This is a genomic window from Synergistaceae bacterium (assembly GCA_017444345.1).
Taxonomy (GTDB): Bacteria; Synergistota; Synergistia; order Synergistales; family Aminobacteriaceae; genus JAFUXM01.
Window position 1 is genome coordinate 1 of the sequence record JAFSWW010000017.1, and the last position, 21543, is coordinate 21543.

The 21543-nt window shown below is 38.8% G+C and carries 16 protein-coding genes; 12 read left to right on the forward strand and 4 right to left on the reverse strand.

From position 1 onward, the window contains the following. Positions 1–213: 213 nt before the first annotated feature. From IJS99_00815 to IJS99_00830, 4 genes are all read left to right on the forward strand, one after another. Entirely contained in the window at positions 214–1293 is a 1080-nt protein-coding gene (locus IJS99_00815) for an ABC transporter ATP-binding protein (GenBank protein ID MBQ7560361.1), read from the forward strand. Between the two features lie 4 nt (positions 1294–1297). After that, positions 1298–3010, forward strand: coding sequence for an iron ABC transporter permease (locus tag IJS99_00820; protein MBQ7560362.1), 1713 nt, complete (start codon positions 1298–1300; stop codon positions 3008–3010). A 243-nt stretch (positions 3011–3253) separates the two neighbouring features. After that, entirely contained in the window at positions 3254–4357 is a 1104-nt protein-coding gene (locus IJS99_00825) for an ABC transporter ATP-binding protein (protein MBQ7560363.1), read from the forward strand. 24 nt (positions 4358–4381) lie between these two features. Beyond that, on the forward strand, positions 4382–5038 hold the full coding sequence (locus tag IJS99_00830) for a class I SAM-dependent methyltransferase (GenBank protein MBQ7560364.1): 657 nt from the start codon (positions 4382–4384) through the stop codon (positions 5036–5038). A 134-nt stretch (positions 5039–5172) separates the two neighbouring features. Here the strand turns inward: IJS99_00830 and IJS99_00835 are convergent, their stop codons facing one another. After that, positions 5173–6165 carry an ABC transporter substrate-binding protein gene (locus IJS99_00835; GenBank protein ID MBQ7560365.1) on the reverse strand — a complete coding sequence of 331 codons (993 nt, stop codon included), beginning with the start codon at positions 6163–6165 and terminating at the stop codon, positions 5173–5175. A 145-nt stretch (positions 6166–6310) separates the two neighbouring features. On the opposite strand from IJS99_00835, the gene IJS99_00840 reads away from it, so the two are divergent. The 5 genes from IJS99_00840 (at position 6311) to IJS99_00860 (ending at position 11077) form a co-directional block, all read left to right on the forward strand. Beyond that, positions 6311–7048 (forward strand): adenosylcobinamide-GDP ribazoletransferase, encoded by a 738-nt coding sequence (locus IJS99_00840; protein MBQ7560366.1) that lies wholly within the window; start codon positions 6311–6313, stop codon positions 7046–7048. A gap of 573 nt (positions 7049–7621) precedes the next feature. Further along, a complete protein-coding gene (locus IJS99_00845) occupies positions 7622–8002 on the forward strand; it encodes a bifunctional adenosylcobinamide kinase/adenosylcobinamide-phosphate guanylyltransferase (protein ID MBQ7560367.1) in 381 nt (126 codons plus the stop codon). A gap of 3 nt (positions 8003–8005) precedes the next feature. Continuing rightward, a complete protein-coding gene (locus IJS99_00850) occupies positions 8006–8779 on the forward strand; it encodes an HAD-IIB family hydrolase (GenBank protein MBQ7560368.1) in 774 nt (257 codons plus the stop codon). Between the two features lie 210 nt (positions 8780–8989). Continuing rightward, the gene (locus tag IJS99_00855) at positions 8990–10447 is read left to right on the forward strand and encodes a phosphodiester glycosidase family protein (protein MBQ7560369.1); all 1458 of its coding nucleotides are present in this window, start codon (positions 8990–8992) and stop codon (positions 10445–10447) included. Positions 10448–10534: 87 nt separating this feature from the next. Next, a complete protein-coding gene (locus IJS99_00860) occupies positions 10535–11077 on the forward strand; it encodes a hypothetical protein (protein MBQ7560370.1) in 543 nt (180 codons plus the stop codon). A gap of 63 nt (positions 11078–11140) precedes the next feature. Here IJS99_00860 and IJS99_00865 read toward each other — a convergent pair whose 3' ends face one another. Both IJS99_00865 and IJS99_00870 read right to left on the reverse strand, forming a co-directional pair. Next, the gene (locus IJS99_00865) at positions 11141–11782 is read right to left on the reverse strand and encodes a recombination protein O N-terminal domain-containing protein (protein MBQ7560371.1); all 642 of its coding nucleotides are present in this window, start codon (positions 11780–11782) and stop codon (positions 11141–11143) included. Then, complete coding sequence (locus IJS99_00870; protein ID MBQ7560372.1) at positions 11783–13192, reverse strand: sugar transferase; 1410 nt, start codon at positions 13190–13192, stop codon at positions 11783–11785. It lies immediately after the preceding gene. Positions 13193–13427: 235 nt separating this feature from the next. Between IJS99_00870 and IJS99_00875 the strand changes: the two genes are divergently transcribed. The 3 genes from IJS99_00875 (at position 13428) to miaB (ending at position 19678) form a co-directional block, all read left to right on the forward strand. Next, positions 13428–16934, forward strand: a complete 3507-nt coding sequence (locus IJS99_00875) for a putative Ig domain-containing protein (GenBank protein MBQ7560373.1) — start codon at positions 13428–13430, stop codon at positions 16932–16934. 116 nt (positions 16935–17050) lie between these two features. Continuing rightward, positions 17051–18340 (forward strand): adenylosuccinate lyase, encoded by a 1290-nt coding sequence (locus IJS99_00880; GenBank protein ID MBQ7560374.1) that lies wholly within the window; start codon positions 17051–17053, stop codon positions 18338–18340. Positions 18341–18346: 6 nt separating this feature from the next. Further along, complete coding sequence (miaB, locus tag IJS99_00885; protein ID MBQ7560375.1) at positions 18347–19678, forward strand: tRNA (N6-isopentenyl adenosine(37)-C2)-methylthiotransferase MiaB; 1332 nt, start codon at positions 18347–18349, stop codon at positions 19676–19678. On the opposite strand, the gene IJS99_00890 is transcribed toward miaB, so the two are convergent. Beyond that, complete coding sequence (locus IJS99_00890) at positions 19626–21248, reverse strand: cobyric acid synthase (protein MBQ7560376.1); 1623 nt, start codon at positions 21246–21248, stop codon at positions 19626–19628. The two genes, miaB and IJS99_00890, sit on opposite strands and share 53 nt — an antisense overlap. Positions 21249–21543 lie beyond the last annotated feature (295 nt).

Here is a 21543-nt window from a genome sequence, read left to right on the forward strand (position 1 = left end):
CCCCCCCCCCCCCCCCCACTACTCGACACGAACAAGCGATAAATTTTCTCATAGTGGCGGGGATTTTCTGCTAAATAATTTAAGATTGAGAGACCGGGCGGGCGTTACTCGACACGAACAGGGGGCGGGGACTCATTATGAGCGGAGAATTATATTATAATCTTGTTATTTCACGGCAATAATTATTATTTATATAAGGAGGCAAAAATTTTAATGGCAGGAATAAGTTTCAGGAATATATCATTCGCTTATGGGAATAAAATAATTCTCGAAAATTTCTCGCTTGATGTAGAAGACTCGCAAATTATGTGCTTGCTTGGTCCTTCAGGGTGCGGTAAGACGACTTTAATGCGGTGTTTACTCGGTTTAAATCGTCCGTCAACTGGAGAAATTTATATCGGTGATCGCTGCGTGTTCTCTCGTGAAAATCGTATCAATATCCCACCTGAAAGACGCGGAGTCGGTGTAGTTTTTCAAGATTATGCGGTGTGGCCTCACATGACAGTTTTTGAAAATGTCGCTTATCCCATGAAGAAACAGAGATTAGACCGTGCGGAAATTGAACGCAAAGCCCGTTATGCTCTTGAACAGGTAAGAATGAGCGATTATGCGCCCTATTTGCCAAGTCAGTTATCAGGAGGCCAGCAGCAAAGAGTCGCAATTGCCCGCGCCCTTGTTAGTTCCGATGAAGTTATTGTAATGGACGAGCCTATAACGAATCTTGACGCTAAATTACGTGAAGAAATGTTAATAGAGATCCGCCAAATTCAGAAAAATATCGGGACAACAATTTTATATATTACGCATGATCAAGAGGCTTCACTCCAATTATGCGACAAGATGGCAATAATGAATTCCGACGGGTCATTATCACAGATAGGCACTGACGAAGATATTATTTTGCGTCCGGCGAATAGATTCGTGTTTGAGTTCATAGGCGTGTCAAATTTCTTTACTCTCAAGAAAATTAATGATTCATGGTGCTTTCATGAGAACGAGAAAATTATTTATAGTGATTCAATACCTGAAAATTTTGACTCACTTGTCGACATGGGAGTCAGACCTAATGACATTATATTTGATGAGAGCTCGCAATTACGCGGCCGGGTCAAACGTTCTGTATTTCTAGGCAGTGAATATAACATGTTTATAGATTTTGACGGCCAAGAAATAAGAGTACAGCGCAGTACGTTCGATGACGGGGCGGGAATGATTCAGGAGGGTTCAGAGGTCGGGCTGAAATTTTTAAATCCCGTCTTCTATCAGTCAAATATTAACATGAAAGGAGCATGAAAAAATGTTCAGGCAAAAATCAGACTTAGCAGCAATGGAAGGCAAAAGACTCGGACTTGACGGAATTATGACGGCTTTGAGTTTTGCGCTTTTATTCGTAATTGTAGTAATTCCCATTTTCATGATTATATATAATGCGTTTTTCTATGAAGGAAAATTTGATTTGACACTTTTCACGAGCGTTATATTTGACCCTGAAAATTTGAAAGCAATGGGCAACACGATAATTATTGCAGTAGCTGTTACTATATTCGGGACAATTATGGGATTATTTTATGCGTGGCTGCTGGGACGGAGCGACATTCCGGCAAAAGGTTTCATGCGGGCATTATTCACGATTCCTTACATGTTCCCGCCTTTTTTCGGAGCTATGGCGTGGGATTTGCTTTTTTCAGGGCGGGCAGGCTATATAAACCGCTGGCTGATGTCAACTTTTCATTTAAGAACTGCCCCGATAAATATAAATAGTTTAGGCGGAATTATATTTGTAGAATGCTCGTATTACTTCCCGTTTGTGTTTATGCAGGTAGTCAGCGCGCTTGAAAGAATGGATCCTACACTTGAGGAGTCAGCAAGAATAGCCGGGGCTCGTCAATCTCAAGTCATCTGGAAAATTACATTACCGCTCGTGAAGCCTGCAATATCTGCCGGGGCTTTGTTGATTCTAATTTCGTCGCTTGCACATTTCGGGGTGCCTTCAATATTAGGATTCTCGAAAAATATTTTTACACTTCCTACTATGATTTATGCTTTAATTAACAGATCCGGCGGAAGTTTTGAAGGAATCAGACAGGGCACGGCGTTATCGATTTTGTTAGTGGCTGTTGTTGCTGTAGCCTTAGTTATTCAGAAAAAAGTTTTAAGCTCAGGAAGTTATGACATCATCAAAGGCAAATCAATGCGTCCTACTCTCATAAAATTGCGCGGTGCAAAATATCCGTTATTGTTTCTTGCTTGCTTGACTCTATTAATAATTGTAGTTGTCCCTCTTGTAATGATTTTCTTAGTGGCACTTGTTAGAGCTTACGGTCTGCCATTGACATGGGAGAATTTCTCGTTAAGCAATTATGAAAAAGTTTTTGCCTCACCTGCGACTCTTGACTCTATAAAGAATTCTTTATTCTTGTCAGTAACAGCCGGACTCGTTTGTATGTTCTTGGGCGTAATGATAGCATACGTAATAAATCGAATTAAGCCGCGCGGGAAGAGTTTGCTTGAAATATTATCTATTTTGCCGTATTCGATTCCCGGGACTGTCTTAGCAATCGGAGTAATTTTATCGTGGTCAGGCTCAATCATGAATATAACTCTATATAATACGATTTGGATTATATTAGTTGCGTATATGGCGAGATATTTATCATTCTCAATGAAGAGTGCGAGCGCGTCATTACAGCAAGTAAATTCATCGCTTGAAGAGGCTTCACGGGCATGCGGAGCGACTCACACGGAGTCACTAAGAGATATTACACTGCCATTAATAAAACCTGCTATGGTATCAGGATTCTTTCTTATATTTTTGCCGGCAATGAGGGAATTAACGACCTCGATTTTACTTTACGGCCCATATAGCAGGACACTGGGCGTGCAGATTTTCGCGTTACGTGATGCGGGAATGATTCCTCAAGCGGCGGCCCTTGCGTCAGTTGCCATTGTAATAATAATTATCTGCAATGCTATAGTAACATGGATCACTAAGGACAGGAAAGGCGCATAATTGGCGGCGGCATTCATGAGCGAATAAAAATTTTGTTGTGTGTGAGTTGCAGACGTTGGACTCGCGTTTATGTTGCGATAATGAGTTTTTACGGCGGCGTTCATAAGCTAATAAAAATTTTGTTGTGTGTGAACTGCAGGCGGGGGCTCGCGTTTATGTTGCGTTTATGATAAATAAATTATGTGCTGAAATCTCGTATTTACAGCAAGAAAATATACACACGAAAGGAGCATAAATAAATAAATGAATCAAGTAATTTTGCGACATGTAACAAAAAAATTTACTACTCGTACAATGGGAACTGTTACAGCTGTTGATGATTTCAATCTCGAAATAAAAGAGGGTGAATGCTTCTCATTTTTAGGGCCGTCGGGCTGCGGGAAGACTACGACATTAAGAATGATTGCAGGCTTTGAAGACTTATCAGAAGGCGAGATCGAATTATGCGGGCGGCTTGTGTCGAGTAAGGCAAAAAATTTATATATCCCCCCTGAAGAGCGTGATCTCGGAATGGTATTTCAGGCTTTTGCAGTATGGCCTCACATGAATATTTTTGATAATGTAGCATTCCCGTTAAAAATTCGCAAAGTCCCGAAAAATGAAATCTCAGCAAGAGTGAAAGACGCATTAAAGCACTGTTCACTTGATGGGCTCGAAAAATTATACCCCTCTGAATTATCAGGAGGTCAGCAGCAGCGAATCGCACTCGCCCGGGCAATAGTTACAAATCCTAAAGTCATGTTACTTGATGAGCCGCTTTCAAATTTAGATCCCAAGTTACGCGAGACTATGAGATTCGAAATAAAAGAGTTACAGCGTCAATTCGGATTCACGATTATATTTGTAACTCATGATCAATCGGAAGCTATGGCAATTTCTGATAGAATGATGGTGTGCGACATGGGCAGAATTATGCAGATTGACACTCCGGAAAATTTATATAGATATCCTAATTCAAGATTTGTGCATAATTTCTTAGGCGAGTCGACCTTCATAAACGTTGAAATCAAGGACGGCCAAGTCTTCCCCAAAAATGATTACTCGCAGGCAATTAATTTAGCAATTCCGGAAAATGCAAATAAAGAAATGGTCATAGCAGCAAGGCCGAACGCTATAAAATTGAGTCAAGACTCAGGCTTTAGGACTCATATCGAGAAAAGAATATTTCTCACTGATAAAACCGAGTATTTAGTCCCAGTCGGTGAACAGCTCGTAAAAATCCAGACTCCTCATAGAGTAATATTTGCACCGGGAGAGTCATGCTGCATAGATATTGCTGGTGCTGGCTGGTACAAACCTGAGGACAAGGCAGCAGAGGCCGAACGGGCAAGAAGACAAAGATTTTAACTTATACAGAAAGCGTGATAAACAATGCGCCGTGAAGATTTTAGCGAGATGGCAGAGACTCAAGAGTCTCACTGGTGGTTTAAGGGCAAACGCAGAATTATTAACAAGTTGATAAATAAATGCGTATTTAACGGGACTCCCATGAAAATTTTAGAAATAGGCAGCGGAACAGGGGCAAATTTGCCGGTACTTGCTCAATATGGAAATGTTACAGCTATGGAACTTGACAACTATGCACGGAGTTTTATTAATCAGCGCGAAAATATTTCAGTCGTTAAGGGCTATTTACCGGACGGATTAGAATCAGTTGACGGTGAAAAATTTAATCTTGTATGTATATTTGACGTTCTCGAACATGTTGAGAAAGATTCGGAAGCTGTGCAGGCTCTAAAAAATTTGCTTGATCATGACGGTAAAATTTTAATTACTGTTCCTGCTTATCAGTGGCTCTATAGTGTTCATGATAAAAATTTAGGTCATTATAGACGCTATACACGAAAAAATTTGTGTGAACTTTGCGAGAAAAACGGCCTAAAAATTTTATATTCAGGTTATATGAATACTTTTTTATTCCCGTTAATGATGATTGCGCGTTTTGCGGATAAGATTCTAAGTAAATTGCATAAGGGGGGGCTCTTCTGGCTCAAAAATTCCGGGCTTAGGCTTGAATTATATTCTTGATTCGATTTTTGCGGCTGAAGCATTATTTATCCCTTCTGTATCGTTACCGTTTGGAGGCAGTGTTATAAGTCTCTGCGGAAAATAATAAGAAAACGGCAGGGGCGCGGCATAATAACACCCCTGCTAAAAAATTTTTATTTCTTGAATATATTATCGAACGTGGCGAGAATCTTATTTGAATTTGTTGCGAGTGCTTCTAAATCAACTTTCATTGCTGATTTTGCAATTTTTTCAACGTCGACTCCCTTTTGATCTACATCATTGCGGACTGATAATAAATTATTAGCTACGAGAATTTCTTGACCCTCTTTAGATAAAATAAAGTCATATAATAATTTGCCGTTCTCGTTATTTGGGCTGCCCTTGACGAGTCCGATCGGTGAGAAAATAGAAATTAAATCCTTCTCCAAATATACAAATCCAATCGGTGAACCCTGAGCCATTAAATTATGTGATACGTAATCGAGCATGATTCCGACTTTGTAGGCACTTGCTGCGACTTGATTGTGTGTTGCCGTAGTACCTGACTCTAGTTCGCACCCGTTAGCGCGTAATTTCTTGAAATATTCTTCTCCGTATTCGGGATTTGCGAGCAATGCAGCTACAAAATATTTTGTTGTCCCTGCGCTTGATGGATCAGTCATTACAATTTGACCTTCCCAGTCATCGTCTAATAAATCTTTCCAAGATTCGGGAGCGTCATCAGCTTTAACGAGTGCCGTATTATAGCCTATACCCATGTTCATCATTCTTGCGCCCGTGTAATAGCCGTCCGGGTCGATAAATTTTGCGTCAATTGCTTTTGCTTCAGGTGAAGAATATTTTTGCAGGATTCCTTCTTTCTTGAATGATAAATAATCTGCGGGATCTCCTACCCAAATTACGTCAGCAGCTACTTGGCCGGCCTGATGTTCTGTAGCAATTTTTGTAATTACTCTGCCTGTTCCTGCAAAATAATAGTCCATTACTATATCAGGATATTTTGCCTCAAAGCCTCGTTTAATGGCCACTAATTGATCTTCCTGCATTGAAGAGTACATCATGACTTTACCCGACGGAGCAGCAAATGCCGATGACGCTATAAACACTAACATTAACGATAAAATAACCGGATAAAAACGTTTCATAAAAATTAACCTGCCTTCTATTATAAAATTTTTGCAATAATTCTATAATGAATCCGGAATCTAGTAATGCATATAAATACGAAAAATTTTTTATGCTAAAATATTTTATTAATTACTAAGTGTGAAAGTTGTAAAAATTTGCGAAATGTTGAAATCTTTATTAATAGCCTGCTCGTTTATTAGCATTATACCAGTTCCAAGAAAAATTTGCCTTGAATGGACTCCGGGTAATTTGCGCTTATTTCCTGTAATGCTTGCTTTAATAGGCGCGTTAATATTTGTTCCCATATGGGCGGGGATATTTATATTTTTGCGTGAGTTCGTGAATTTCTCTGTAAATCTTCGCGGGCTTGTAATGACTCTTTCAGCACTGGCGTTAACTGGCGGGCTTCACATGGATGGACTTATGGACACGAGCGACGCAATTTTTTCACACAGAGATAGAGAGACGAGACTCAAAATTTTGTCAGATACTCATGCGGGATCGTTTGCTGTGATTGCTTGTGTCAGCGTTATATTATTAAAGACTCTTTTATTTGCTGAAATTTTCACGCGCAGTGATATAAATTTGTTGAAAATCTCATTAATTCCGGCGTTATCACGTCTTGGCATGAGCATATTATTAAATAATTCAAGATTTGCGAAAAAAAACGGGCTTGCTGTGATTCTCGGCTCGTCAAGAAATCAGCGTGATAATTTTATTCTTGCAATAATATATATTATTTATGCGTCATGCGATATTTTTAGCGGATTGATTCTTGCATTAAGTCTATTTATATGGCATAAGATTTGCGCTAAAATTTTCGGAGGCATAACGGGCGATTTACTGGGCGCATTTGTTGAGATTAGCGAGATTATTTTATTATTTCGGGCGGCTTGCTAGAATTATTTTGTGATAAACGAGATAATTTCATAGTCATGGGAATTGCGCTATGTATATATGTATAATTAGAAGCTATTATCGGGAATTTGCGGGATTGTTTTGTGATCGTGATAATTTATATAAGTGAGAATTTACGCAAAAATTTTTATGTATATAACGGGTGATTTGTTAGAGTGATTTTATAGAGTTTTGCAGATATTTTCAGGCGGCGGTGTATGGAAATTGATTCAGAAAAAATATAGTGAATCATGCAAATTTTACTAATACATTTACTAATACAAAAAGTTAATTTAATCACAGTTATTATAAGCATTTACAGAGATAAAAATTTTGTTATCATGCAATTTTTTCACGCTATATTTTGCCGCAAAAAATATTATCTTTATCCAGCAATCAATAAAGAAAGCAAGAAATTTTACAGCTGCATTTACAGCTACAGAAATATAAAAATTTTCCAGTTATAACAATCACTCATAAAGCAAAAAATTTTGTTGTAATGCAATTTTTTCACGCAAAAAAATTTATTCATGTATAATTCGCTAATAAAATATATAAACAGGAGAAGGAAAATATTTGCATTTAATTTTAGGCGGCCGTTACATGGGCAAAGAGTCTTACGCTAGGGATCTATATAAAAATTTTGCTGAGTTCTATAATCTTGAAATCGACTCGCCCGAAAAAATATCAAGCCCCGGCCTTATAACAAATTTGCACATGGGAGTAAAATTTTTGCTGGATAAAAAATTAAACCCGTCAGAATTCTTTACGTCAAAACTTGAAATCTTGCGCGAGTCCGTGTTAATCGGCGATGAAATAAGTTCGGGAGTCATTCCCATTGATGAATTTTCGCGAAAATGGCGCGATGAGACCGGGCGGTTATATCAATTTTTAGCGAGTCAGGCTGATATTGTTGACAGGATTTTTGCGGGACTCTCTCTGAGATTAAAGGGGTAAAGCATGAAATATATTTTTTTCGACATTGACGGAACACTAATAAGCCACGTTAAATTTTCTCATATTCCTGAACAAACTCGCGAGGCCGTGAATTTATTGCGCAGGGCTGGGCATATTCCCGCGATTGCAACAGGCCGGGCGGCTTTTCTTGCTATGAATGTCGCTAAAGAGTTCGGTATAAATTATCTAGTTGCTTCAGGAGGTGCGCAGATCGTAATTAATAATCATGAAATTCACACGCAATTTTTTCCGGAGCAGCATTTGAAAAATTTTCGTGAAGTAGCAAATAAATATCCTGAAATCACGGCATGTGTCGACGAGAAATATTTATATACTGCCGGAGCATTTGACTTATTCCGGGAATATTTTAATAATCAGGCCGGTTATAATTGCATTAGGCCTTTACACGAAATGAAGCGCGCTATAATGTGTTATATAATGCTCAATCACGAGAAATTAAATTATAATCACGGTTTATTTTTTCAGCCGCCTGAGAATACAAGACTCGAATTAATGCACGGATTCACCGAGTCAAGGCATTCAAGCTCAAGCAAATGGCAGGGAATAAAGCAATTAATCGCTCATGAGGGCGCAAATCTCGACGACGTTATAACATTCGGGGACGGGCCAAATGACTCGGAAATGCTGCGAAATTCTAAAATCGGCGTTGCAGTCGGGCGGGCTTCTCAAGACGTTAAAAATTTTGCGAGTTATGTGTGTGAAGACATTGACGACGGCGGAATATTGAAGGCTTGCAAGCATTTGGGATTGATATAGATTTATATATAAAGAAATAATAAAAGCCTCCGCAGTAACCGTTTGATGAGAGTTCTGACCCGTTCCTAAAAGACTAAATGTCTGCGGCAAGTTGCCGAAATAGTTGCGAGTGTTGGCTCAGAACAAAATCACCTTAACGCGAAACCGCAGGGGCATGTGATAAATTATAGCAGGTTTTAGAAAATTTTTACGAGAGGTTTTACACAAATTATGACGAAAAATTTTAAGCGATTATTAATTATATTTGTTATATTGCTTAATTCGTGTGCTGCAAATGCTTTAACTAGGGCGGAATTTCTTGCAAAATTACTCGAATCGCGCGGCATTGACTGGAGCGAGTCTAAAGAATTTATTAATAATAACGGCGCACATTTCATGTTAAGAACAGGATATATCACGGATCAAGTAAATAATTTAACAGGAAATATTACACGTCGTGAGGCTCTGCGCTGGGTGATTCAGAGTCTGGGCTTATCGTTCGAGGCTGAATTATTGAATGATTACCCGACCGGCTTTAAAGACTCCGGCAAATTAAATAATTTCGAGCGGGGCTGCTTAGTCGTTGCTGTGAATATGACTCCGGCAATTATCGCAAAATCTGACAATTTCAGGGGCAATGAAGCATTATCAAATAAAGACTCTGAAATAATTTTATCCCGTGTGAAAGAAGCAAGCTCAAATTTGAGACTCGATATAATCCGCAACCCGTTAAAGGGCTTAAGAGTATTTATTCACAGAGACGGAGTCCCTACTGGAGTCCCCGGCTGGCGAGTCTATGCTGATAATTTGAGCGATAAATCAATTGCTGAGAATCTCAAGAAAAATTTTAAATCACACGGCTTTGACATGAAGAGCGCGAAATCAAACGGGTTATATTTACTGCGCAGTGAGAGATTAGAAGACTATAATCAAGTCCGCAAATTAGTGAATTTAATTAAATCACGCGGCATAAAATCACGAGTCTTGCCATCAATGAGTAATCCAAATATGAATATTGCTCCGCGATTCTGGGTAATGATGACTATAGATCCCACTTACTGGAGAATTTCGCCGGTATTCTCTCAAAACGGGCCTAAAGAATTATGGACTCTTTCACAGATTGCAAGGCACAACAGGGCAAAGGCTGCCATAAATGCCGGTTTCTTTGCTGTAACGACTATAGGACACGGATTCCCGATCGGTGCGCTCAAAGTCAACAACGAATTTATTAATAATCCATATGAGGGGCGGGGCTGTCTTGGCTGGAATAATAACGACGAGGCAATTTTTTCTGTAGCTTCTCAAGAGGCTGCTTACTGGGTCGACATGGAAAATATTATTCAAGCCGGGCCGTTAATTCTTGATGAGGGCGTGCCAGTTTATAGCTACAATAATGAAGGCTTTAATAACTCGTTAATTTCTGTGAGGCATCCTAGATCTGCAATAGGTCTTAATCAAGACGGCCAATGGGTGTTTATCGTAGTAGACGGGCGGAACGGTTTTCACTCTTCAGGTGCAACTATAGCGGAACTTGCTGATATAATGCGCTCGCAGAATGTTTTATACGCTTTAAATCTTGACGGGGGCGGCTCAAGCGAGATAATAATCAACGGCAAAATTTATAATTCAATATCTGAAGGCAAAGAAAGAATTATAAGTTATGCGCTCGGAGTTATAGCACTTGAATAAAAATGTGTTAGAATATCGCTCATGATTGAAGATTTAAGAAATCTATAATTATAATTATATTTTTATGAAAGGCTGTGTGCTTTACACATGAAAAAATTTTCAGTATTTGCGCTGATTATTGCGTTAGTAGTTATTGCTGCAACACCTGTTTTAGCGTGGGATGTTGCCAAACAAAAGAGTCTCGGACAGGACAAAAACAAAATGACTTGGTATTTACTCGATTACGGTAAAGACGAAAACGGGACTTTATTCGCTGTCTCAAGAAAATATTATACTAATCCTACAGTCAAGAATGAGACAATCGAGCTTTTAATGTCAAAGTTCGGGCTTTCTCCTGAAGTTGCCGGAAGTCTTTATTTCACTGAATACGGCTATGAATACACAGAGGACGGCAAAAAATTTGCTATGACATATTTACGTCATTATGATATGTTAGGCAATGAGATTCACGGCACAGTTTACGACGGAAGCACCGAGACAAACGCGAAAACTTTTGCGCCGGTTCCTGCCGGGTCGACTCCTGCGAAGGGTGCAGCTTATGCAATGGGTAAGACTCCAGCTCCTGACAAACCTGCAGCAAAGAGAAGCAGCACAGTGCCGACAAAAAGAGTCGTACGTCCTAAGAAGTAATTTGATTAATTATTAAGCGAAAAAATTTCTTGACTCTCTCGTGTTAAAGCGAGGGAGTTTTTATTATTTCTGATTCAGGTATCTATAAGCGTATATTGCCGCAAATTTAAAAGTGTTCCTGCGTATGTTATTGCTTATGGGAGAAGAAAAAATTTTTATGACGTTATTAAAGCCTGTTCTTGTGATTTGAGTTAATAAAATAGTCTCATCGCGGTTAAATTTTTTTGCCTGACAGAATTTAATTATATCAGGAGCGAGTCCCCATATTTTAAGCCAGTTAAATATAAATCGCCAGTTTGCTGCATTTGAAGGTACGTTAATATCACATAATAATTTCATGTTCCAGTATAAATTAGCGAGTAATTCATTATCGGGCTGATATAGCGGCAAGTGTTTCATTATCATTCCTGACCATCTGAAGGCCGTTAAAATTTTGTCTTGTGCTTGTCTCAAGTCCAGCATGTCGTCATTCAAATCAAGATCGTCAATGTGATAGTTCTTCCCTTTTTGTTTGCGCTTAAGTGAGAATTGACCCCAGCAAAACGGCTCAGTGTCGCCGCCGAAAGAATGTTTACCTAATGCCGGAGCTGTTGCTGTGATTATGCCGTAATTCTTAAGAAATAATTTAGTCCATACTGTAGTCTCGCCGTATACTTTGCGAAATAATATGATCCCTGAAGAGTTTATAAAATAGTCATAAGGCAATTAATATGCTCCCTTTTTGCTTAGTACTGCATAAGCTGTCTTGATTAATATTACTATATCGAGCCATAATGACCAGTTGCGAATATAATATAAATTCATTTCTCGTCTTATATCCCTGTCTAAATCGCTCCGTCCGCTGACCTGCCATAAACCTGTTAATCCGGGCTTAACTGTGTAAATTTTTTTTGCTATATATTCGCCGTAAGCTAAATTAACATCGCTTTGTATTAATGGACGTGGGCCGACTAGACTCATTTCACCTTTTAGGACATTAAATAATTGCGGGAGTTCGTCAATGCTCGTTTTGCGTAATTTTGCGCCTGTTTTCGTGAGTCTCGGATCATGCTTGAGCTTTATTCCCTTTTCGTAGTCGTGTAAAATTTCTTTATCCTGAAATAAAATTTTTGTGCGTTCGTCTGCATCTGTGTACATAGTTCGGAATTTATAAATTTTGAAGTGTTTAGTTTTCCAGCCGACCCTATCTTGAATGAATAACGCAGGGCCTCCGTCTTCGTGTTTTATTTTATACGCCGCCCATGCCATTAACGGCGAAAAAATTATCAATGCTATTATTGCGCCAGTATAGTCCATTATGCTTTTAATAAATCTATTGAACGGGTTTAATAGTCCTTGTGAAGCAGAAATAACAGGCATTCCGTCAACATCCCGAATCGAGGCCGAAAAAGTTGTAAGCATATACATATCGGGAATATAATGAACTTGCCGGACGTGAAATTCTACCATGTCTAAAATGTGAGTTAATAATTTTCTTGACGCTGTAGAGATTGCCACGGCTGCCTCGTCGACTCTGTACTGCGAATAAATTTTTTCGAAATCTTCGAGTCTTCCTAAAACTTTAAAGCCTGCTATAACTTGGCCTAATTTTCTAGGGTCATCATCAAGAAAGCCGATTACTTTGCAGGAAGTAAAAGGGTGTGATGTTATAGTTTCTGCAAAAATTTCACCGGTTCTGCCAGCTCCTAGAATTATAATATTTGTAGAGAGAAGGCCCGCCGCAAATAATACACGCCTGAAAATATATCTTGCTGATAAACATAACGGCACGAATATAATAATGCTCGTTGAAATCATAAATCTTGAAATCTCGTATTTCTGTGAGTAAAGATATAAAGCAATTACCATTATTACAAGCACTGAAGATTTTAATATAGCCTTGAGTTCGTCCCATACAATCCAGTTTTTGAAGTCATATAGCGAATTAAAATAAAACACTGCTAAGACTGTACCCGTAAAAAACGCCCTGACTTCAAAATTAAATCCGGGCATATTCTTTTGTGAGAAATAATATATAATCAGCGAGAAACTCAGCCAGTATAAAAGCGTGTCTATAATTGCCTGAGTAAATGCTAATAAAGTCCTGATTATTCCTGAATGATTCTGATTCTCCATGACATTTATTTAAATGATTACAAGTTATATTATTAAATGAAATAATACCCACGAAACACGAGAGATTATGCGGCCTTGAATCATTCATGTCAACCCCTTTTTTTATGATTTTTATTTCATTTCAGAGTGATTATATCATTAAATTACTTGTTAGAAAGAATCAATTTTATTTATTGTAAGTGCTTTGCGTGAAGTGTGCTAAAATCAATAAAATTTTTACAGGAGGTCTCAAGAAATGTCAAAAAAATTTGCTGCATTATTGTTAATATCAGCGTTATTTGTTACGATTTCAAATCCGGCATTTTCTCTTGAGAATAATATTATAGAAATAGACTCACCATCGCCGGAATATCTTGAATGGCTGAAATCTCCGGATTTATTTACTGGCGGACTAATTCCGAGTCCCGTTGATAATTCAAATTTATGGAAGAATCCCCCGCAATCTCGTGAAAAATTTTCAGTCAAGAATACTTTACCCGCAAAATATGATTTAAGAGAGCATAACAGAGTCCCCGCTATAAGAAATCAAAATCCATGGGGTGCCTGCTGGTCATTTGCTGCGATTGCTTCACTTGAGACAAGTTATATAAATTTATATCCTGATAATCAAAATATAAACTTGTCAGAAATGTTAATAGCCTATTTTGCATATGGAGATAAACGCGAGGGCAAATCTTACAGTCTTCACTATAAAAATGAAGATATTTTAGAGCAGGGCGGGAATTATTATCAAGCAGCGGCGTTATTAGCGAGACTCGGAACCGTCAACGAAAATATATTACCTTATCCGACCGGCAATAAATCATATACAGCTCCTGACAAATTGCCGGAAGAATATATCAAAACAGGAATAGGACTCAAAGAATCCTACGAAATTGGCTTGTTGAGCGGTGATGAAATTATTGATACAGTCAAGAATCTTATTATTAACAACGGAGCAATTTACGCCGTATATTATTCAAATCCATATAATTATGGATATTATACGCCTGCAAAATCGGGTGTCAGCGTTCTGACAACGTCATATTTTAATAATCAGACGGACAATAAAGGGAAGCCTAGAACTCCAAATCACGCAATTAGTATTATAGGCTGGGACGATAATTTTTCACGTGATAATTTCGGCTCAATGAAACCGGAAAAAGACGGGGCTTGGCTCGTGCGTAACTCGTGGGGGAACTGGGCAAATAACGGCGGTTATTTCTGGATGTCCTACGAGCAGTATATTCAAGACGTAACTATGTTTATTGCTGATAAAATGCCGGAAAATCTCAAGCATTACGGCCATGATGATTTAGGCAGAATTGCAGGATTTAGTAGTAAATGGTCAGCGAGCATATTTAAGAATGAATCTCAGGACGAAATTTTGCAGTACACGGGATTTAATGCGCGTGATAATAATACTGATTATAAAATTTATATTTATGATCTCGGCACTGATAAGCCATCTTCACCAGTTGACGGCGTTTTGCTTGCTAGTAAAGATAATTTTACCCCGTATGCAGGCTATCACACTGAAAATTTTTCGTCAGAGCATGTAAGACTCAAGGTCGGGCATTATTTCTCGGTCGTTATGAATACGAACACTGGAATCGGCACGGAGGCAACTTACGAGCTTAAAGCAGTTGTGAATCCTGAAGAGTCTTATTATTCATATGACGGGCAAAATTGGAACGATTTATATAATATACGTGGTGATTACAAGCACAATGCATGTATAAAGGCGTTCACTGTACCAGCTCCCAAAATAGAAATTGATGATATAAATTTGCCGGACGCTGTAATAAATCAAGAATATAATGTAAAACTTTCTGCGACTGGAAACGAGCCTATTACATGGACACTTGCGGAAGGTTCTTCACTGCCTGACTCGTTAAATTTATCATCGGACGGGACAATCTCAGGAATTCCGGAAAAATCAGGCGAATTTAATTTTACTGTCATAGCCTCGAATTCAGACGGAACAGCAAGCAAAGATTTTACGATTAATATTAAAGATGTCCAGCCCGTTGAAATAATAACCCCCGCAAATCTTGATCCCGGAACAGCCGGCAAAAAATATAATTTAACTCTTGAAGCAGAAGGAAATAATATAACATGGGAATTAATAAGCGGCGATTTACCGGACGGACTCAAATTTGACAGCAAAAAAGGTACACTCTCAGGCAAAATTAGAGAAGAAGGCAAATTCTCATTTACTATTAAGGCCAGTCAAGCAGAATATATATACAGCACAAAAATATTTTATTTATCAGTGTATACAGCCCCTAAAATTTCAGTAAAGAATCTCCCTTCAGCGGCCGTGAATAAAGAATACAGCGCAAAAGTTGATTTTACAGGTTCGGCTTTAACGGGTGCGACATGCGATAATTTACCAGCTGGATTAAGTATTCAAGTTGTCAGCGGCGAGTGCGTAATTTCAGGAGTCCCGACTGAATCAGGCAAGAAATCTATCAATTTGACAATCACGAATCAAGGCGGCAGTGTTACGAAAAAATTATCCCTCGCAGTATTCGGAATTGAGAAGGCTTCAATACCTGAAGGCACAACGGGCAAGAAATATAAAGGCTCTATCACTGTTTCAGGCATAAAGGCAGGCAGCTGGGCAATTTCAAGCGGCGATTTACCCCCCGGGCTTTCACTCTCAAAGGGTAAAATTTCAGGCAAACCCACTCATTACGGCTCATTTGATTTCACTGTTAAAGTTTCTGCGGGTGAATTCTTTGTTGAAGAGAGTTACACGATAAAAATTTATCCCGCTGATCCAGTTTTCATGACAAAATCATTGCCAAAACACAAAATTTACGAGTCCTATAATGAACAAGTCGAGCTAAAATCAGACGGCGGCGCAGAAATTACGTGGAGCGCAGATTTTCCGGAAAAATTGAAGGGGTTAGAGATTGATTCAAGCACTGGCATAATTTCAGGAACTCCGACTCATGTATTCAAAGGAAATGTGCCAGTAACAGCAACAAATAATTTCGGTAAAAGCACGACAAAAAATGTCAAGATTACTATCACAGCCGACAAGCCTAAAGTTATAGCAGCTCCATTACCGGCAGCAAAAGTCGGAGAAAAATATAATTTCACTCTTCAAGCATCGGGGAGTCCTATATTAATTTGGTCGGGGAAGCTTCCGGCCGGCTTAGAAATTGACGAATCGGGCGACATTACAGGAACTCCGGAAAAAAGCGGCAAATTTAAATTTTCTGTTAAAGTCGAAAATGAGGGCGGCAGTAAAACAAAAAAATTTACTCTTGTAGTCAATGAAGCAGACTCGACAAGTGATAAAAATTTTGCTGAATCTGACTCAGACTCACAAGAATCTGAATCAATCACAGAAAATAATAATAACGACTCCGAATCCGAATCAGAATCACAAAACGAGTCAATTTCTCAAGAATTCACCGGGAATAATTTAATTTTAGACTCGGCGGCATTGTCCCTTGTCTCTAATGATGATTTCATGATTGCGGCGGTATTGCCTGACATAAAAGTTGACGAGAGCGGAATTTATGAATTTACTATCTCGCTTGATAAGTCAGTGCCTGAAAACGCAAAATTAATTTGGCATTCATTCCCGGGCGGGCAAATTTCAGACTCAGAAGACGATAACACAGCAATATTCTTTAATGAAGACGGCCAAGAAATTTATAACGTCCCTGAAGATTTTTGCGTAACTGTCTCAGCATGGTTTGAGCCCGGAAAAATTTATAAACCGGTTATAGCAGTAAAGAAATAATTTAAATAGATTTATTCATTCCCTCTGACTCACTAATCAAGAATCAGGGGGATTTTTTTTTGCGCGCCGTGATACAATTTCAGCAATAAAACGAGAAAGGAAGAAAATTTTTAATAATGATCGAACGATATTCAGAGAAAGATATTAACGCTTTATGGAACGAATATAACCGCCTTAAAGTCATGCTCGATGTAGAAATCGCAGTGTGCAAAGCATGGGCAGAAATGGGAAGGATCCCTAAAAACGCACTCGATGACATAATTGCAAACGCTCATTTTACAGTTGAGAGAGTTCAGGAAATCGAGAAAAAGACTCAGCATGATGTAGTAGCTTTTGTAAGTGCAGTAGCTGAAAATATAGGAGAAAACGGGCGTTATTTGCATTTAGGAATGACGAGCAGTGATATTTTAGATACAGCCAGTTCTATAATGCTGCGTGATTCTATAAATATAATTCTTGAGTCTTTATCAGAACTTGACTCAGTAGTATTCGAACTCGCGAAAAAATATAAACATTTGCCATGTATAGGCAGGACTCACGGGATTCACGCCGAGCCCATGTCGCTGGGACTGAAATTTTTAAACTGGCACTCTGAATTATTGCGGGATATAGGCAGGCTTGAATATTCGCGTCAGGATGTATCAAGCGGCAAAATTTCCGGAGCTGTAGGAACTTACGCAATGAGTTCGCCCGAATTAGAATCGCGTGTGTGTGAAATACTAGGACTTGAGCCCGCAAAAATTTCTAATCAGATTCTCCAGCGAGACAGGCACGCCGGAGTCTTGAATGCACTCGCAATTATGGGCAGTACTTTGGAGCGCATGGCCTTAGAGATTCGCAATTTGCAGCGTACAGAAGTCCGTGAAGCATTCGAGCCGTTCGGGGTCGGTCAAAAAGGTTCTAGCGCAATGCCTCACAAACGCAACCCGATAAAATGTGAAAGAATTTGCGGAATGTCAAGACTTTTGCGGGGTTATGCTTTAACTGGCATGGAAAATATAGCACTCTGGCACGAACGAGATATAAGCCACTCTTCAACCGAGCGCGTAATTTGGCCGGATGCATTTAATATTGCTGCTTTCATGGTCAGGAGCATGACAAAAATTTTGCGCGGGCTTGTTGTCGACGAAAATAGAGTAAGAGAAAATCTAAATCAGACTCAAGGACTCGTATATAGTCAAAGAGTTCTAACTTTCTTGCTTGACGAGCTTAATTTATCCCGTGAAGATTCTTACGCTATCGTGCAGGAAAACGCAATGAAGACAGCTTCAGGGGGCGGGGCATTCTTGGATTTGTTATTACATGACGAGCGATTAAAAGGTGTTGACCCTGAGAGACTCAAATCACTATTTGAGAATGACTTTTATCTGCGCTACGTTGATGAGATTTTCGCGAGGTTTGAATAATTTATTATGCCGAGTTTCTGCGTTAAAGTTTATGGCTGTCAAATGAATGTTTATGACGCTGACAGGGTGCGCACTGTTTTGTGTTCACGGGGCTGGCAGGAAGCGGACGAGTCAAATGCTGATTTAATCATGATAACAGGCTGCAGTGTCAGGGCAAAAGCTGAACAAAAAGTTTGGAGCGAAATGGGCTTATATGAATCATCATGGAAAAAGAATCACCGGCCATTAATCGCGTTAACCGGCTGTATTGCTCAGAGACTCGGCGAGAAGGCATTAAATCGATTCCCATATGTAAGACTCGTTGCCGGCCCTCGTCATATAGGATTATTGCCGGACTCGATTGAGCAGCTTATAAAGCACCCTAAATCACGAATAAATTTACTCGACACCGACCCGCGGGAATTTCACAGCCTAAATTTTGACTCTGATAATATCACGATAAAGCGCGAGAATAAATTTAAAGCATATGTAACTATTGCACACGGCTGCGATAATTTTTGTAGTTACTGCATAGTCCCGTATGTGAGAGGGCGTTTTGTGTCGCGGAAACCTGATGAAATTTTTAGCGAAATAAATATGTTAATCAATGACGGCGTGAAAGAAATCACTTTACTAGGTCAAAACGTGAACAGTTACGGCAAAGATATAAATCTAAATTTTGCTTGGCTGTTAAAAAATGTTGCGAGAATGCCGGGAATTAAGCGTGTAAGATTCGTTACTTCATTGCCGCAGGACTTTACGGGCGAAATTATTGACGTTATGGCCGGTGAAAAAACTGTGTGTCCGTCCTTGAATTTGCCTATACAGTCAGGCAGCGACAAAATTTTAAAGCTAATGAACCGCAAATATACTTATTCAGAATATCGCGAAAAAGTGAATTTAACTCGTGAAAGAGTGCCGGGGCTGGGATTGACTACTGATTTAATAGTAGGATTTCCGGGCGAAAGTGAGGGCGATTTTGAGGACTCATTGAATGCTTTGCGAGAAATTAAATTTGATTTAGTTCACAGTGCGGCATATTCTGAACGTGAAGGAACTCCGGCGGCTGTCATGGATGGAGCTTTACCCGTTGAGTTAAGACTTGAGAGACTCACGAAATTAAATGAATTGCAGGACTCTATAACTCTTGCTATAAACGAGAAATTAACCGGAGAAATTTTTGAGATTCTTGTTGACGGCCCGGCACCTAAAGGCGAGAATTTATTACAAGGCCGGACTCCAAGCGACAAAGTAGTTATATTCAATGGGAGTCAAAAATTTTTAGGCCAGTTCGTGAAAGTGAAAATCACTCAGGCTGAAGCGTGGTGCCTTCACGGTGAATTAGTAAATCAAGAATAAATTTTATATCAAGATTTTGAGTTAATAACTTTGCGATTTGATTAAATATATTATCTTGAACGGAGCGCGTATTTATTATAGTGCGTGCTCTGTAATTTTTTGCGAGTCTAATATTATTCAGCCATAAAGCCCGAAAATTATCATTGTCAAATATGCCGTGTATATAAGTCCCTGCGAGAGTAAAATTTTTATTCGTTATTCCTTCAGGCAAGCCATTATTAAATATCCCGTGAATCCCTAATGAAGTAAAATTTTTATTCGTCATGATTTTAAGCGAGTCATTATCATTTATGCGAGTTCCTGAAAGATTAATTTTTTTACTCGTTATGCTTTCATGTGAATCATTATCATTTATGCGAGTCCCGGCCAAAGTAAAATTTTTACTCGTGATAAATAGCGCGCTGAAATTATTATCATAATTATAAATCGTCCTGCCGAAGTGAATTTCATAGCCTGAAACTTTTATATTATTATTACTTGCAAGAAAGCCGCTGATTTGCCGGGTTATTTTTTCGTGATAATCAAAACTTGTAGAGATCGGCAAAATCTCAAGAAATCCTAAAATTTGCAGCCCTCCGCAGATTCCGAATATAAAGCCGTGAAAATTTTTTATCGCAGTGTCAAGCCCTGACTCATTCAGCCACTCAAGAGCAGCTATTACATTTTTTGCGCCGGGTAAAATCAAAGCGTCAATATCTCGCAAATCTTCATAATTATTCACATAAATTAAATTAACATCGCTTTCATATTTAAATGAGTCAAAGTCCGTGAAATTTGCTATTCCCGGATAATTTATCACCCCTATATTTATATTTTCACGTGAAATATTTTTATCGCGTCTAAAATTTTGCAGAGTTAGTGAATCTTCTCCCGATAAATTAATTTCTCTCATGAATGGCAAGACTCCTAACACTTTTACGCCCGTATAATTCTGAGTCCATTCTACAGCGTCATTGAATAAATTTATATCGCCTCTGAACTTGTTAAATATTATGCCTTTGACCCGCTTTCTATCTTGGCCGAGTAATTCAAGAGTTCCGACTATTGACGCAAGAGATCCGCCCCTGTCTACATCAGTTACAAGAATAACAGGTACATTTGCTTCACGAGCGACTCTCATATTTACTATTTCATGAGCGTTTAAATTTATTTCTGCCGGACTCCCTGCGCCTTCTATTATAATTGCGTCAAAATTTTCACGAATATATTTAAGCGAGTCCCTTATTGCTTGAATGCCCTGATTTTCTGCGAACTCTCTATAATAATTATTTTCTGCCGGCCTGTTAAAGACTCTCCCGTTTAAGATAATTTCTGAAGATTTATCGTGATTAGGCTTTAATAGTATAGGATTCATGAAAGTTTCAGGAATGAGCCGCGCTGCCTGAGCCTGTAGAGCCTGCGCCGTACTTATCTCGCAATTGTCGTGAGTCACGTACGCATTATTAGACATATTTTGAGACTTGAACGGGCAAATTTTTATTCCCATGTCAGAAAATAGCCTGCATAGCCCAGTAACTATAAAACTTTTTCCTGAATCGCTTGATGTTCCCTGAATCATTATTCCGTTCATATTCATGATAAATATTTTATTCACAAAATTATCCGCGTCAAGTTTAGAATTATTATTTGACTTGAATCAGCAGCCCCGCCCGCAAATTATTATATTTATCGCAAAATTTCTCGTGTCAAGTTCACAGAAATTAATTTATTTCGCAACAAGTCCAGCCGCTCGCAAATTATTATATTTATAGCAAAATTAGCATAAGTAAAATTATTACTGCCCGCCCGATATTATATTTATCGCAAAATTAACCGCCCTTAAGTTTAGAGAGTTATTATTCAAAATGAATCAGTAGTCCCCGCCC

Excerpts from the sequence above, each read along its gene's own strand:
- IJS99_00815 (MBQ7560361.1), top strand. The coding sequence starts at position 214 with ATGGCAGGAATAAGTTTCAGGAATATATCATTCGCTTATGGGAATAAA.
- IJS99_00820 (MBQ7560362.1), top strand. The coding sequence starts at position 1,298 with ATGTTCAGGCAAAAATCAGACTTAGCAGCAATGGAAGGCAAAAGACTC.
- IJS99_00825 (MBQ7560363.1), top strand. The coding sequence starts at position 3,254 with ATGAATCAAGTAATTTTGCGACATGTAACAAAAAAATTTACTACTCGT.
- IJS99_00830 (MBQ7560364.1), top strand. The coding sequence starts at position 4,382 with ATGCGCCGTGAAGATTTTAGCGAGATGGCAGAGACTCAAGAGTCTCAC.
- IJS99_00835 (MBQ7560365.1), bottom strand. The coding sequence starts at position 6,165 with ATGAAACGTTTTTATCCGGTTATTTTATCGTTAATGTTAGTGTTTATA.
- IJS99_00840 (MBQ7560366.1), top strand. The coding sequence starts at position 6,311 with ATGTTGAAATCTTTATTAATAGCCTGCTCGTTTATTAGCATTATACCA.
- IJS99_00850 (MBQ7560368.1), top strand. The coding sequence starts at position 8,006 with ATGAAATATATTTTTTTCGACATTGACGGAACACTAATAAGCCACGTT.
- IJS99_00855 (MBQ7560369.1), top strand. The coding sequence starts at position 8,990 with ATGACGAAAAATTTTAAGCGATTATTAATTATATTTGTTATATTGCTT.
- IJS99_00860 (MBQ7560370.1), top strand. The coding sequence starts at position 10,535 with ATGAAAAAATTTTCAGTATTTGCGCTGATTATTGCGTTAGTAGTTATT.
- IJS99_00870 (MBQ7560372.1), bottom strand. The coding sequence starts at position 13,192 with ATGGAGAATCAGAATCATTCAGGAATAATCAGGACTTTATTAGCATTT.
- IJS99_00875 (MBQ7560373.1), top strand. The coding sequence starts at position 13,428 with ATGTCAAAAAAATTTGCTGCATTATTGTTAATATCAGCGTTATTTGTT.
- IJS99_00880 (MBQ7560374.1), top strand. The coding sequence starts at position 17,051 with ATGATCGAACGATATTCAGAGAAAGATATTAACGCTTTATGGAACGAA.
- miaB (MBQ7560375.1), top strand. The coding sequence starts at position 18,347 with ATGCCGAGTTTCTGCGTTAAAGTTTATGGCTGTCAAATGAATGTTTAT.
- IJS99_00890 (MBQ7560376.1), bottom strand. The coding sequence starts at position 21,248 with ATGAACGGAATAATGATTCAGGGAACATCAAGCGATTCAGGAAAAAGT.